Source organism: Bombilactobacillus sp. ESL1197 (assembly GCF_058107145.1).
The window spans coordinates 145,266-160,526 of record NZ_JBYLTY010000001.1; the positions used below are offsets into that span (position 1 = coordinate 145,266).

Here is a 15,261-nt window from a genome sequence, read left to right on the forward strand (position 1 = left end):
ACCGCAGCAATGCTTGTTAATACAAGCATTAGTCTCAGATTCTTGTTCTCCAACTTTTATTTATTCAGCGCTTGATTCTAAAAAAACTGTTCGTCGAATTTGACGAAAAATTATATTTATTCTAGCTTCAGCAGCTTGGATTTACCACTAAAATCTTACTCAAGATGAGGTTGCCCCGTAGAAGCGGTCGTGCCGCCGTCAACAGTTAAAATTGTGCCCGTAATGTAAGCAGCATCACTGGATGCTAAGAACAAGACAGCGGGGGCAATATCCGCTGGCCGACCTGGACGTTGTAAAGCAATCCGATTAATAAATGGTTTTAATTGTTCATCAGATTGTGCCATTCCCTTCGTCATATCTGTCAGTGTAAAGGCTGGCGCCACCGCATTCACTCGAATACCATCTTTACCCCAATCTAACGCTAATGATTTGACAAAGCCATTCACGGCATGTTTGCTGGCATTGTAAATGGATTGTTGCCAATCACCATTGCTGCCAGACACTGATGATACCGCAATTAATGTTCCTTTGGTTGCTTTTAAAGCTGAATAGGAAGCTTTCGCCAAATAGAAAAAGCCATCAATATTAGTTGCTCGAACTTTTTCCCAGTCAGCTTGTGTTAAATTAGCAATTTCATCGGCAGCAAAGGCGGCCGCATCACTGACCACAACATCTAACTGACCAAACTGGGAAATTGTTTTGGTTACCGCCATTTGTGCTGTATCCGGCTGAGAAATATCGCCAACAATGACTAAAGTTTTAGCAGCATCATAACCTTGAACAGTTTCTTCCAGTACCTTTTGGCGCCGACCTAAAACAGCCACTTTAGCACCATTATCTAAAAATCCTTGCGCAATGGCGCGGCCAATACCACTGCCACCACCAGTTACTAAAACTACTTGATCATTTAAAGCGTATTTATTAGTCATTTTCAATCTCCAATTGTTATAATGAATTATTATTTCGTACTCCAAGAAAGGTCGTTTCACTCATGAAAAAAACCTACGAACAGTTACTAAAATGCAATTGTGCCACAGCGCAAACTTTATCTTTAATTGGTGGTAAGTGGAAAGTTTTAATCCTGAATCACTTAGCCGAAAAAAGCTACGGTTTTAACGAATTGCAGCGTTCTTTATACGGCATCACCGCGCATACATTGACCCAAACTTTAAAGGAATTAGTGGCAGACCAGCTCATTGTGCGCACCGATTTTCAAACTAATCCGCCCAAAACTCAATATTCTCTTTCCAAAACGGGGCAAGAACTCAAACCACTTTTGAGTGAAATTACTAAGTTTGGTGAAGAATATCCTGCTTTAAGTCTGAATTAATCTAGTTCGGTTAACCTTGCTTTCAAGAAATCGTGCGCTTTAATTGCTAAAGCTAGTGAATCGACGTGGTCTGGATTTAGTTCCGCATCTACCATGACCCAGCCGTGATAACCCTGCTGAATAAAATCAAATACTGGTTGAAAGTCCAAATCTCCTTGTCCGGGAACCGTAAAAGTATCATTTAAAATCGTCTTGCCGAAGGCCGAACCGGTTTGTTGAAACTTCTTCAGCTGCTTTACATGGACATCCTTTAAATGCAGGTACACGATCCGGGCAGCGTATTGCTCTAAAAGTGGCTGATAGGAACCATCTGAAACAAAAGCATGCCCTGTATCTAACAATAGTCCGACTAAATGAGGATCAGTATGATCCATCAAGCGGGATACTTCCGCTATGGTTTGGACACCAGTTCCTAAGTGATGATGATAGGCAATTTGGACATCGTATTTTTGCGCTATTTTGCCAAACTCATTTAATCCTGCACACAATTGTCGCCATTGATCATCAGTAAAGATCGGTTTATCAGTAAAAATATTCTGGTCTGTTCGGCGTTGAATGGAATTAGTTTGTTCTGATAAGACTGTAAAATGAGCTTGCATAGTAGCTAATTTTTGACAATGCCGTTCAAAATCAAGACAGGCTTGTGTGATGCCGTCTCGCAAGATAAAACTGCTAAACCACTGACCCGCAATTTTGATGGTTCTAAGATCTGCTTGTGCTTTCACTCGTTGTGCACTGGGAAAATAACCCGCTCCTTCAGTTCCTTGATAACCTGCTAAAGCAACTTCATCTAGGATTTGCCGGTAATCTGTCTTTTGCCCAATTTTAGGGTCATCTTCATTCCGCCAGCTAATTGGTGAAATCCCCAATTGCACTTGATACTTACTTTCAGAATTCATCAGCTTCACTTCTTTTCAACCAACTAATCCAACAAAATTTAATTATTATCTTTTGCAAAAACTTGGTCGTAACCGCCCATGGTTTCGGCAATTTGCTCTAAAAAGCTCGGTTTGATGCCCAAATCTTCCATGTCAGCTTGCACTAGCCGGTATCTAATCGCCTGTTCCTCATTGCTTTGCACTTTTTGCACCCATTTAGGTTCCCAAATGGACTCGTGCCCCATTGCTACCAGGTCAAATTCTGCACTGGCTGTTTGAGCTTGTTGCGGTGTTTTGATGCCACCAACCACAATTAAGGGCATCGCCCCAGCAACTCGTTTCTGTATAGCTTCATTAACAATGACCGTCGATTTTGGATCACGACTTGGTGTTTTCCAAACATCGCCTTGCGAAACATGTAGATAGTCAATTGGATATTGCTTTAATTCATCAATTAATTGCAACGTATCATCTAAAGTGATCCCCGGATTTTCTAACTCTTCCGGTGACAACCGATAACCGAGCAAAAAGGACTTCGGCGCATATTGTTCAATTACCTGAGCAACCTCCTGCACAACGGCTAATGGGAATTTCATTCGCTTTTCTAGTGATCCGCCCCAAGCATCTGTGCGCCGATTAGAATGCGGAGAGAAAAATTGTTGTAATAAAAAGGTGTTAGCGCCGTGGACTTCCACGCCATCAAAGCCAGCTTGAATCGCTCTTTTTGTAGCTAAGCCAAAGTCCTTAATGGTTTGTTCAATCTCAGCAGGCGTTAATTCACGGGGCACTTGAGCATCTGGACGTTCTGCCGCTACAGCACTGGCACTGACTGATTGTTCTCCCCGCAAAATTTTGTTATTGGACATGCGTCCTGCACTAAAAATTTGAATGACAGCTTTAGTACCATTTTGCTTCATCGCAGCTGCTAAACGACTTAAACCAGGAATAAACTTGTCATCAGCAATACTCAATTCACCTTCAAAACCTTTACCTAAAGCATTGACGTTTGCTGTGGCTGTAATAAATAAACCTGCGCCACCTGTATGCTGAGCATAATAAGCAATTTCATCACTCGTGACCGTTCCATCTTCAAAGGACATTTGTTCTGTCATAGGCGGAATCACAATGCGATTTTTTAATTGCACAGCTTTATTTTTAAAATGATATGGTTGTAAAAACTTGTATTCAGTCATATTTATAATTGGCCTCCCTAGCTTCGTTTTGATCTGTGCCAGTAGTATAATTCATAAAGTTAGTCAATAACAGTACTGACTTTTTTGATACTATTCACTTCAACTTGTCAGAAGCTGACCCTTATCTTATGATGAAGCTAAGAGTTAGAGGTGATACCCATCGACTATTACCAAGTATACTTAGATATGTATCAATTATTTGGACCCCAATTTTGGTGGCCATCAAAATCCGATTACGAAACTCTAATCGGTGCTATTTTGGTGCAAAATACTAATTGGAAAAACGTTGAAAAATCGCTATGTAATTTACGTAGCCAGACTAACTTTGAGCCCCAATTATTATGTAATTTATCCTTAGAACAGCTGAAAATTTTAATTAAACCCAGTGGCTTTTACAACGCTAAAGCCCACACCATTCAAGCGGCGTTTCGTTTCTTACAACCCTATCAGTTCAATTTTCAAACCGTAGCCGATGAATTTCCGCAAGCTAAATTGCGTCAGCAGCTTTTAAAGATTAAAGGCATTGGCAATGAAACAGCTGACGCTATTTTATTGTATATTTTCAACTATCCAGTTTTTATTGCTGATGCTTACTCTAAAAAGATGATTTTCTACTTAGAAAACAAAGACGTACAAAAAAAGACCTATCGGCAAATCAAAAATTACTTAGAGCCACCGTTACTGGCGCATATGTCCGTCAAAGATTTTCAAGAGTTCCACGCTTTAATTGATGATCATTTATTCGATTATCTACATCAAAAACTGAATTAGACTGGTTGAAAAAAGACTAAGTTCCTTCAAAATATGAGTAAGGCAGATGACATGCAATCAATATCAAACGATTTGATACAACTAATTTTAAATTTATTATCAAAGGCATCCTGATTGGCATTTTAACAGGACTGGTCGTTGGTAATTTTCGCTTATTAATTGTTAAATCTTTAGCTACTTGGCTCAAACTTTACCAATTAGCCCATATCCAGCATTCATTCTTATTAGTTATTTTACTTATTAATGTTGCAATTGCCATCATCATTGGTTTATTAACTAAACGACAACCCCACATTATGGGTTCCGGTATTCCGGAAGTTGAAGGCCTATTAACTCAACGGATTAGCTTAAAGTGGTGGCCCATTCTTTGGCGCAAATTCATTGCTGGTGTTTTAGCAATCGGATCAGGGTTGTATTTAGGGCGTGAAGGACCATCCATTCAGCTAGGAGCGGCGGTCGGTCAAGGAATAGGTGAATACTGGGAACCATCAGCTAAAAATCAACGAATTTTATTAGCTAGTGGCGCTGCTGCTGGATTATCAGCGGCCTTTAACGCTCCGATAGCAGGGACTTTATTTATTTTAGAAGAAGTTTATCATGATTTTTCCCCATTAATTTGGATGACCTCCTTATCCGCTGCCATTAGTGCAGATTTAATCTCAATGAATATTTTTGGTTTAAAACCCGTTTTGTACATGGCTCATTTACCCGTGTTTCCCCTCCATTCCTACTACCATTTGTTATTTCTTGGTCTAATTCTGGGAATTTTCAGTTTTTTCTATCAAAGAATTTTATTACTGATGTCTTGGTTATACGCCAAATGTTTCGGCTGGTTACCCCGTATTTTTCATGGTTTAATTCCTTTGTTATTAGTAATTCCTTTAGGCTACTTTTTACCACAAACTCTTGGTGGTGGTAACAGTATTATCTTGAACTTAAGTAAATTGAAGTTGGGACTTCAAGCTTTACTGTTTTTATTATTATTGCGCTTTATTTTTTCGATGATTTCCTATGGCTCAGGACTAGCTGGTGGAATTTTTTTACCAATTTTAACTTTAGGAGCCATTACGGGCACATTATATGGCACTATCGCTGTCAAGTTAGGTTTACTGTCAACCAAATACATCGTCAATCTCCTAGTATTTGCAATGGCTGCTTATTTTGCCGGAATCAGTAAAGCTCCGTTTACTGCTATTTTATTAATTACCGAAATGGTTGGCTCTTTGCAACATCTCGTTCCACTAGCCCTTTTGTCGTTAGTGGCTTACATTGTTGATGATTTATTCGGTGGTGCGCCCATCTACGCATCCTTATTAGCCAAAATGACCATTCCGCAAACGCTCCACCAGATTAGTGGTCACCCCATACAATTTGAGTTACCAATCTCGACTGATAGTTCATTCAACGGTCAACAAGTGCGCGACATTCAGTGGCCGAAGGATTGTTTGTTAATCGGTATTCGCCAAGGCGCCAAAACCCTGATCGCTCACGGTGACACACTCATCATGGCGGGTGAAACCTTAATTATTCTGACCGATGCTAGTCAAGCCGACACAGTTAAAAACCTCTTGCATCAATTGGAATAATCTGCGTATTCTTGCACATTTTACTATTTCTGTTAAGATATCAATGATTATCAATTTTTTAATAAGTATTGGTTGGAGTTTCGACTTTCAAGAATTTGCTTTGGTTTGGGTTGCCAAAGACTTTTTTGAAAGTCTTTTTTTATGATTTGAAGGAGTTTGTTCGCTAATGAAGTTTATGAGTTCATTATGTTTAATCTTAATCACCACCACTATTTTAGGTCATCTTAGTAGTAGATTGCACCTCCCGACTGTTATCGGTGAACTGCTGAGTGGCGTCATTTTAGGCCCGGCATTTTTGCATTGGGTCCAGCCAAACAATTTACTTCAAACTTTTGCAGAGATTGGCGTCGTCTTGTTAATGTTCATGGCCGGGCTGGAAAGTGACTTATCGACCCTCCGCCGCTTTTGGCGTCCCAGCATTTTGGTTGCAGTATTGGGGATGATTTTACCAATTTTCACCGCTTATTTTACTGGCCGCTTTTTTCATTTTTCACGATTAGACAGCTTATTTTTAGGTGTGACATTTGCTGCAACTTCCGTTTCCATTTCTATTGTTGTTTTACAAGAAATGAACCAATTGACCAGTGCCGAAGGAGCCACGATTCTCGGTGCAGCGGTAGTCGATGATATTTTGGCAGTTATCGTTTTTAGCATCTTGCTTAGTTTTGTCGGCAGTCATGTTACAACTAGCACCCAGCAGCAACATTTACCGTTGACACTAGCACTTCAAGTTGGCTATTTGATAGTTTTATTAGTTCTTGGTCGGTGGGTAATTCCCTATCTGATGCAACTTAGTTCTCAATTGCTACTTCCCAATTCCGAAACTATTATGGCCTTAATGATTTGCCTTAGCTTAGCTGTTCTAGCCAATGCAGTCGGTTTAAGTGATGTTATCGGGGCCTTTTTTGCTGGCCTAGCTATCGGTCAAACTAACCATCAAACGAGTATCAATCACGAATTGCAGCCCATCGGCTATGCCATCTTTATTCCAGTCTTTTTTGTCAGCATTGGCTTGAATATTTCTCTATCCGGAATTCTGCAAAACATGGGATTATTTTTAGTATTAGCTATTGGTGGTATCATCGCAAAAATGTTAGGTGCTGGTTTAGGTGCGCGCTTAACTAAATTTTCTAGACATAGTTCTGCTATCATCGGTGCTGGGATGATCTCGCGCGGGGAAATGGCTTTAATTATTGCCCAGTTAGGACTACAGAGTCATTTATTCTCCAGTAATCGTTACTCAGCAATTATTGGTGCTATTATCGCCACAACATTAGTCGCACCGTTACTTTTAAAAGCTGTCTTTTCTCATCCCTAAAAGGTCAGCAACCATTATATAATAATCATTAAATAGCTAATCGAAACTAATTACCGTACCTCTCTCATAGAATAATCTGGCTATCACTGGTATAATTAGTCTCAAAATTCACTTTGAAATGGGGAATAATTGTTTTGTCAGACGCTCAGATATTTATCAACCTTATCTGGATTGTTGTCATCTTTGCGATTGCTTTCTTCTTTATTTTGGCTGAGTTTGCCTTAGTAACCACTCGCGTGAGCCAAATTGAAGATGCAATTGAAAATAAGCAAGGAAATCAAAAAAAATTACACCGTGCACTACACATGGTCAACAACTTAAATGAGTACTTATCCACTACTCAAGTGGGCACAACGGTGACCAGTTTAATTTTAGGTTGGATTGGTGAAGACACCCTACAATCTTTTTTTGATCAAGTTTTGGGTATTTCATTGAAATCTTCAACAACGCTTCACGCTATTAGTTCCGTGGTTGCTTTGCTTTTATTAACTTACCTGCAAGTGGTAATCACTGAAATTGTCCCGAAAAATATCAGTATTGATTTACCAATGAAAATGCTTCTATTAACTGTCACGCCACTACAAGCCTTTCACACCTTAGCCTATCCTTTCGTCTGGCTACTGAATATTTCGGCAACGGGCATTGTCAAAATGATCGGAATGAAGCCCGCTGACTCAGAAAGTGAAGTTTTTAGTCAATCAGAAATTTTACGTTTATCGCGTGATTCGGTCAGCAACGGCGAATTAGACAAAAATGACTTACTGTATATGCAACGGGCCTTTGATCTCAATGACAAAGTAGCTAAAGATATCATGATTGATCGCACCCGGCTTTATGTTGTTGATGTAACTGACACTGTCAATGAAGTCATTAAAGATTATTTACAGCAAGGTTTTTCACGTTTTCCAGTTGTGGCGAATAATAACAAAGACAAAATTTTAGGTTACGTTTATATTTATGATTTAGTGCGGCAAAAACAGGTTAATGGCCAGATTCCCATTAGTCGTATGCTGCGTTCCATTGTGACCGTGCCCGAAAATATGCCGATTCATAATATCTTAACGCAAATGATTGCCAAGCAAACGCCCATCGTCGTCGTCGTTGACGAATATGGTGGTACCAGTGGTATTGTCACTGACAAAGATATTTATGAAGAATTGTTTGGTACGGTTAAAGATGAAGTTGATAATGTTTCCGAAGAGTACATCATCAATAATCATGATGGTTCTTATTCAGTTAGTGGACAAACCACACTTTATGATTTTGAACGTTACTTCAAAGTTGATTTAGCTGAATTTGAAGACGTGGACTCCGTTACTTTATCCGGCTATATGCTCGATCAAAATCCGAACTTGCATTTAAACAGTATTGTCCAGTTAGATAAATTCACCTTTAAAGTGGTGGATTTCGAGCATTCTTATGTTAATAAATTTTTAGTAACTATTAATAAACCAGCCAATCAAAAGTCGGTTCCATCATCAAATGAATAATCGCACCATAACTTTAAAAATTAAAAGCATTACAATCAGAAATTAATCTTGATTGTAATGCTTTTTTAGTTGGTACAATTGAATTAAAATAATATTTTTAACCTAATTGACTTTGCCGAGTAGTGAGATAGCGTTTCGCCAGCCAACTAGAATACAAGACACTCAAGACAAAAACACTCAAAACAATCAGTAAGCCTAATCCCCCATTAACACTCATATTGCCACTTCCAGTCACTGCATTTTGGCACAAGTCCCACAATGTATGGATTAGTATCACTAGTAATAGATTATCGGTAATTAAATATAAAACAGCAAAGAAAACCCCAATGCCCGCCGCATCAATTGTCGATAAGAGTACCGCTTGCCAGTGCTGTGGTGCACTGAAAAGATTCATTACGTGCATTAAACCAAAAGCGATTGAAGAACTCCAAATCGCAAAGCCATAACCGGAATGCTTTTTAACATAAGACAATCCCAGGCTTAAAAATAAACCGCGATAAAGCAGTTCTTCCAACACTCCCGAACGAACTGAAAAGACTATTTGCTCCAGATTGGGCCACTGCCAAGTTTTGAGAGGATGAAGCCAAACTGCTGAATCCAAATAAAAGATAATGATAAAGAAAATAATCATGGAACCAAAGAGAATCCCCTTCTTTTTCAAGCCTGTCCAGTTCCATAAAATGATAGGTTTTAATTGTAATTCCTGAATAGAAATATAGATAAACGGAATGATCATAAAAACCATGCAGGCCAAGAGTGAATTTCTCCAAAAGAGCAGACCGTGCGGGATTGGTACCGCAGAATAAGTATAGCCTGCAAAAATATTAATCATGAATTCATAAACTAAAATAATCAATAATGGCAATACTACTATTAACGACCAGCGATGATGTGGCCGTACTAATGTGATAGTAAAAACACTACTAATGGATAATAATGTCATCAACAAGATGAGCCAGAACGTGCTGATAAAAAATGAGCTGTGTGCCAACCAAGTTTTCAAAACATAATTATTAATAAATACATCTTGCGTCAAAAGTACCAGCACAAACCATTGTCCCCAAAAATTAATTTGATTTAAAATATGGGAGTGAAAACGATGTGTTAATTTCGGTAACCACCGATTATCAAATAAATCAAATCTCAACCCGAACGCGATAAACACAATCCCAATTATTAAATAATTAAATTCCAATTGTTGTGAGAGCATATTGGTTCCTACACCCAAAAACAGCAATATTAAAAAGGTTGCTAAATAACTGAAGTTCATAAACGTTTTCCAACTTTGGTAATTCATCTTTGTTGCCTTCCTTCACATTAATCTGACTATCCCACAAATTATGCCAAAATTTTCCAGAATTAAAAGAGTTTCCTGCTAAGTGCTACAAAAATGAACATTGATGACACATTGCTGCCACTATTCAAACTTTGTTGCGCCTACATAATGAATCTGGAATCAAAAAATTTTGTCATCAATTTAGACGAGTATTGTTTTATTCCAAACCACTTTGTCTTTCCTTAAGATAATTTATTTAACAATTTTTAGCAAGTACGTGCTTGCTTTTAAAAACGAATGCGCGTATGCTCTCCTATATCAAAATAAGGAGTTGAAATCATGCATTTGAAAAAATTTTTAAGTAATCGCGGCACTATCTTAGGTTTTCTAGTAACTTTATTGTTTGGAATTTTCGTTTTTTTGATTTATTTTACTGGTTATCAAGCCATGCCCAACAACTTGGACCAATTACCAGTGACTATTGTCAATCAATCCAAATCTAATCATCAAATTAGTCAGCAATTAAAAAAGCAGCTTCCTTTCAAGCACATTCATGAAACTCGAGATCTCCAACAGGCGCAAGCTAATTTAGCAGCGCGCAAAACTTATTTAATTATTGATATTCCTGCCCATTTTGCACAACAAGCACTGCACAATAAGCAACCACAATTAACCTTTTATGTTAATCAAGCCAATCCCACTAGTGTTAATACTAGTTTGAACACGGTAACTCAAAAAGTTAGCTTCCAGCTTACACGACAGCTAACTTTGAAACAGACTACTTTAAAACTAGCTCAACCACAATTAACTGCATTAAAGCAAACACTAGTCCAACAACAGCAAGCGGCCCAAGTAAAAGTCACCCAAGCTAAACAACAAATTGCTGCCGCACCAGAAGATCAACAGGCCAAATTAACTGCCCAATTACAACGCCAAGTTCAACAGCAACAACAGCAGGCGCAAAAAGCAGCCCAGGGCAAAGCGCAAACAATTCTGCGAGTCGCCAAACAGCAAGCACAAAAACAGAGCCAACCTGTTATTAAAGTTCAACTACACACCACCAATCCCGTTAAACAGGGCATGAATTATTCCATGGCGCCTTTTTTCGCCACCATTGCTTTATTTTTAGGTACGATGATTGCCGCACTATTACTTTACGGAACTTATGCCAAATTTGCCCAACAGATCGGCCGTTTTCAAGCTTTTTTCCATATTGAGATTGTCTACTTGTTAATTTCTTTCGTTAATGGCGGCCTAATTTCCTGGTTCATGAGTGTCATGTTAAATCTCCACCAGCTAAATTTTGGGGTACTCTGGTTGGTTCACAGTATCTTCATGCTGACTGCATTTAATTTTACCAGTGTTATCTACTTTGCCATTGGTCAAATTGGCGTCACATTAAATATTTTGCTCACAATGATTCAAGTAGTTTCTGGTGCGGGCATGCTGCCAGTGAGTGCTATGAATGGCTTTTATCGCACCATGCACTACATCTCACCGATGTATTACAATATTCAGGCAGACATGATTAATTTTTATGGCGGTCATGGTCTAAGTGCCAATATTCAAGGCCAGTTATTCTTATTAATTAGTTTGATTGTTTTGAATTTAATTATTATAATTATTCGTAAAAAACAACCATTTGTTGATTTAAGAAAGCTGAGTTAACTATGACAGACGATACCGACCAAAAAATTATGCTAGCGTTTGCTACATTAGCTAGTAAATATGGCTACCGTGGAACTACAACCCGCAAAATTGCCCAAGAAGCTGGCATTAATGAGAGTACTTTATTTCGCCATTTTCCTAACAAAAAGGCTTTATTGAAGTACTTAGTTGATAATTACATTAAGCAAATTCAAACAAATGCTAAATCTTTTCAAATCAACGGTGATGTGCGGGCTGATTTTCAACGCGCAATGCAAGATTACCGAAATTTTATTGACCAACACCAATTATCATTTTTAATTACGGTACGAGAGGGACATGAATTTCCAGAACTAGTTGATGCTAGCCAAAGATTTTTTGATACGCGCTATCGTCTGTTTGTCGATTTTTTTCAGGAATTACAAAATCGTGGTCTTATTAAAAAAGCCATTAACGTCGAAGCCGAAGTTTTGAATTTAATTTTGATGAACTTTGGCAGTTCCGTGTTGAAATATGACTTATCAAATATGACTATTGGTAGTCATGCTCCAGCAGACAATACAGAGATTTTCTTAGATCATTTGATTGCGGACAAAGACTAGAATTGAACCATAAAACTACCCAAATATGAATTTTAAACTAAATAACAATGATTTAAACCAATATAAAAAGGCGTTCTTAAACTTATCAGAAAAGTTTTTGAGCGTCTTTTTTAGTTATTAAGAACCACATGTTCTAAATTCATTTTACAAATTGATATGATACTATTACAACTCGTAAATTTATGTTCCTCAAGTTGGATGAGTTATGAATTAAAACCATTATTGTTCGTTTTTCTGGAGCAGATTGAGCATAAGAATAATTTTGATTAACTACTGCAAAACCATTTTTTACAGCAATTGGATTTTGGCCGCTGCACATTGCTCTTGCATTTCTTCGGGCCAGACACTAGCTTGCACTTCACCAATGTGTGCTTTACCTAACAATAACATGCATAAGCGTGACTGCCCGATACCACCACCAATCGTTAATGGTAACTCGTTATGCAAAATACCTTGGTGATACGGATATTTTAACCGGTCAGTTGCTTTTTCATGTTCCAACTGACTTTGCAGCGATTTTTCGTCAACCCGAATTCCCATACTGGACAACTCTAAAGCAGCTTGCAACGGTTCATACCAGAATAAGATATCCCCATTTAATTGCCAATCATCATAGTCTGGCGCCCGGCCGTCATGTTTTTGACCATTGCTTAATTCACCGCCAATTTGCATTAAGAAAACGGCGCCCAATTCTTTACAAATCGCGTTTTCACGTTCCCGTGGCGATAAATCTGGATAACGGTCTAATAACTCTTGTGTAGTAATGAAATGTATTTCATCAGGCAAATGATAAACCGCTTGTGGATAACGATACCAGACTTCATCTTCTAAATGCTTCACTACTTTAAAAATTAACTTAACAGTTTGCTTTAATGTATCTAATGTGCGTTCTTCGCGTTTAATTACTCGTTCCCAATCCCACTGATCAACGTAAATCGAGTGAAAATTATCCAAATCTTCATCTTTGCGAATCGCATTCATGTTTGTATATAAGCCTTCATGAACTTGAAAACCGTATTTTTGTAGTGCTGCGCGCTTCCACTTAGCTAACGAATGGACAATCTCAATTGAGTCATCAGGATAATCTTTCATCTTAAAAGCTACCGGAGTTTCCACGCCATTTAAGTTATCATTCAAACCGGTGCCATGTGGTAAGAACATCGGCGCACTTAATCGCTCTAAGTGCATGGCTGCACCAAATTCGGTTTGAAAAGTTTCCCGAATATACCGAATTGCTTTTTCGGTTTCTCGAACTGATAATTTTGGATCATAGTCTTTCGGAATTATTAATGTCATGGAAATATCCTCCTTAATTAATTATCAATTAAATAAAACTAAAAAAAAGTCCTTCATCCCAATCAAGGGACGAAGGACTCGCGGTACCACCCTAGTTGCTTTGCAGCCAACTCAAACACGTACAAACATACGCTATGGATGATAACGGCCATTACCGGCAAACCTTACTTAACTAGTATTTTCAGGCCTACAACTGACGAAAGTGTTTTTCAAATAGTTAATTCTGGTATTGGGTTCTCACCGCTCCCAACTCACTGTCCAGTTCAACTATTTTACTCCTCTTTCTGAATGTTTTTAGTTTTTATGGTTATCACTATAACACCAAAAATTAAAATTGCAAGATATATATTAAAAATAGATTAGCAAAAAATGTTATTTAATAGCTATATTATTATCTTCAGACACGTTTGAAAACGTTTTTTATTTTGCTATAATAGTTTGTATCATAAACCAACTTAATTACAAAATAAAAAAGAGGAAAAACCATGAAAAAAATTTCAACTGGTTTCATTTATTTTTTTGGTGCATTAGGTGGATTACTTTTCGGTTACGATACAGGCGTTATTTCTGGAGCCATTTTATTTATTCAAAAGCAATTCCATTTAAACAGTTGGCAACAAGGTTGGGTCGTTAGTGCCGTCTTAGCTGGAGCAATCATTGGTTCGGCAATCATTGGACCACTTTCTGACAAGTTTGGCAGAAGAAAACTATTGTTATTATCATCTATTATCTTTTTTATCGGAGCTATTGGTTCAGCATTTTCGCAAGGATTTTGGAATCTGATTATTTTTAGAATTATTTTAGGGATGGCCGTTGGTGCGGCCTCAGCTTTAATCCCCACTTATTTATCAGAACTAGCACCCGCAGAAAAACGTGGTACCGTCTCTAGCTTATTTCAATTAATGGTAATGATTGGTATTTTTATCGCATATGTCACCAACTATTCCTTTTCCGGAATGTATACAGGCTGGCGTTGGATGTTAGGTTTTGCTGCTATTCCTGCTACAATTCTATTCTTTGGTGGATTATTATTACCTGAAAGTCCCCGCTTTTTAATCAAAATTCAACATGAAGATCAAGCTAAGCAAATTCTCTTAAACATGAACCATGGTAACCAGGCTGCTGTAGAAACGGAACTCAATAACATTCATGCTGCTGCTCAAATTAAGAGTGGTGGTTGGAGCGAATTATTTAGTAAAACAGTGCGTCCGGCTTTAATAATCGGTATTGGACTGGCTATTTTTCAACAAATTATGGGGTGCAATACTGTTTTATACTACGCACCAACAATTTTCACCGATGTAGGCTTTGGCGTTTCTGCAGCATTATTAGCACATATAGGTATTGGAATCTTTAATGTTATTGTAACTGCCGTAGCCGTCATTATAATGGATAAAATTGATCGTAAAAAATTATTGAATATTGGTTCCGTTGGCATGGGGACTTCATTATTTATTATGAGTTTTGCCATGAAATTTTCTGGAAAATCACAAATTGCGGCAATCATCTGCGTATTAGCATTAACTATTTACATTGCTTTCTTCTCAGGAACCTGGGGACCAATTATGTGGATCATGGTTGGTGAAGTCTTTCCATTAAATATTCGCGGTTTAGGCAATTCATTTTCTAGCGTCATCAATTGGACTGCCAATATGATTGTTTCGTTAACTTTCCCTTCTTTATTAAACTATTTTGGTACTGGTAGTTTATTTATTGGTTATGGAATTCTTTGCTTCGCAGCTCTTTGGTTCGTGCACAAATACGTTTTCGAAACCAGAAATCGCAGTCTGGAAGAAATCGAAGCAACTCTAAGAAGCAAAAGTCATCAATCTATTCATTAGTTAAAAATGTAAGCCTTTTATTATTGCTTGACT

The 15,261-nt window shown here is 38.0% G+C and carries 13 protein-coding genes and 1 other annotated feature; of the genes, 8 read left to right on the forward strand and 5 right to left on the reverse strand.

Annotated features, from left to right (window positions below; all coding sequences use genetic code 11):
• Positions 1 to 155 precede the first annotated feature (155 nt).
• Positions 156 to 929, reverse strand: coding sequence for a meso-2,3-butanediol dehydrogenase (budC, locus tag AC3B6B_RS00520; protein WP_489756766.1), 774 nt, complete (start codon positions 927 to 929; stop codon positions 156 to 158).
• A gap of 62 nt (positions 930 to 991) precedes the next feature.
• Between budC and AC3B6B_RS00525 the strand changes: the two genes are divergently transcribed.
• Entirely contained in the window at positions 992 to 1,330 is a 339-nt protein-coding gene (locus AC3B6B_RS00525; RefSeq protein WP_489756767.1) for a winged helix-turn-helix transcriptional regulator, read from the forward strand.
• Here the strand turns inward: AC3B6B_RS00525 and AC3B6B_RS00530 are convergent.
• Entirely contained in the window at positions 1,327 to 2,229 is a 903-nt protein-coding gene (locus AC3B6B_RS00530; RefSeq protein ID WP_489756768.1) for a TIM barrel protein, read from the reverse strand. The genes AC3B6B_RS00525 and AC3B6B_RS00530 overlap by 4 nt on opposite strands.
• 38 nt (positions 2,230 to 2,267) lie before the next feature.
• The gene (locus AC3B6B_RS00535) at positions 2,268 to 3,401 is read right to left on the reverse strand and encodes an NADH-dependent flavin oxidoreductase (RefSeq protein WP_489756769.1); all 1,134 of its coding nucleotides are present in this window, start codon (positions 3,399 to 3,401) and stop codon (positions 2,268 to 2,270) included.
• Between the two features lie 150 nt (positions 3,402 to 3,551).
• Between AC3B6B_RS00535 and AC3B6B_RS00540 the strand changes: the two genes are divergently transcribed.
• The 4 genes from AC3B6B_RS00540 (at position 3,552) to AC3B6B_RS00555 (ending at position 8,566) form a co-directional block, all read left to right on the forward strand.
• Positions 3,552 to 4,172 (forward strand): endonuclease III domain-containing protein, encoded by a 621-nt coding sequence (locus AC3B6B_RS00540; protein WP_489756770.1) that lies wholly within the window; start codon positions 3,552 to 3,554, stop codon positions 4,170 to 4,172.
• Between the two features lie 56 nt (positions 4,173 to 4,228).
• On the forward strand, positions 4,229 to 5,758 hold the full coding sequence (locus AC3B6B_RS00545) for a ClC family H(+)/Cl(-) exchange transporter (RefSeq protein ID WP_489757689.1): 1,530 nt from the start codon (positions 4,229 to 4,231) through the stop codon (positions 5,756 to 5,758).
• A 166-nt stretch (positions 5,759 to 5,924) separates the two neighbouring features.
• Positions 5,925 to 7,076: a cation:proton antiporter gene (locus AC3B6B_RS00550; RefSeq protein ID WP_489756771.1), complete on the forward strand. Its 1,152-nt coding sequence runs from the start codon at positions 5,925 to 5,927 to the stop codon at positions 7,074 to 7,076.
• Positions 7,077 to 7,210: 134 nt separating this feature from the next.
• Positions 7,211 to 8,566 (forward strand): hemolysin family protein, encoded by a 1,356-nt coding sequence (locus AC3B6B_RS00555; protein ID WP_489756772.1) that lies wholly within the window; start codon positions 7,211 to 7,213, stop codon positions 8,564 to 8,566.
• Positions 8,567 to 8,663: 97 nt separating this feature from the next.
• Here the strand turns inward: AC3B6B_RS00555 and AC3B6B_RS00560 are convergent, their stop codons facing one another.
• Positions 8,664 to 9,863 carry a CPBP family intramembrane glutamic endopeptidase gene (locus AC3B6B_RS00560; protein ID WP_489756773.1) on the reverse strand — a complete coding sequence of 400 codons (1,200 nt, stop codon included), beginning with the start codon at positions 9,861 to 9,863 and terminating at the stop codon, positions 8,664 to 8,666.
• Between the two features lie 318 nt (positions 9,864 to 10,181).
• On the opposite strand from AC3B6B_RS00560, the gene AC3B6B_RS00565 reads away from it, so the two are divergent.
• A complete protein-coding gene (locus tag AC3B6B_RS00565) occupies positions 10,182 to 11,510 on the forward strand; it encodes a YhgE/Pip domain-containing protein (protein WP_489756774.1) in 1,329 nt (442 codons plus the stop codon).
• Positions 11,511 to 11,512: 2 nt separating this feature from the next.
• A complete protein-coding gene (locus AC3B6B_RS00570; RefSeq protein WP_489756775.1) occupies positions 11,513 to 12,091 on the forward strand; it encodes a TetR/AcrR family transcriptional regulator in 579 nt (192 codons plus the stop codon).
• Positions 12,092 to 12,379: 288 nt separating this feature from the next.
• Here the strand turns inward: AC3B6B_RS00570 and asnA are convergent, their stop codons facing one another.
• Positions 12,380 to 13,387: an aspartate--ammonia ligase gene (gene asnA, locus AC3B6B_RS00575; RefSeq protein ID WP_489756776.1), complete on the reverse strand. Its 1,008-nt coding sequence runs from the start codon at positions 13,385 to 13,387 to the stop codon at positions 12,380 to 12,382.
• Positions 13,388 to 13,449: 62 nt separating this feature from the next.
• Positions 13,450 to 13,685 (reverse strand) — a binding site (T-box leader).
• Positions 13,686 to 13,872: 187 nt separating this feature from the next.
• On the opposite strand from asnA, the gene AC3B6B_RS00580 reads away from it, so the two are divergent.
• A complete protein-coding gene (locus AC3B6B_RS00580; RefSeq protein ID WP_489756777.1) occupies positions 13,873 to 15,228 on the forward strand; it encodes a sugar porter family MFS transporter in 1,356 nt (451 codons plus the stop codon).
• Positions 15,229 to 15,261 lie beyond the last annotated feature (33 nt).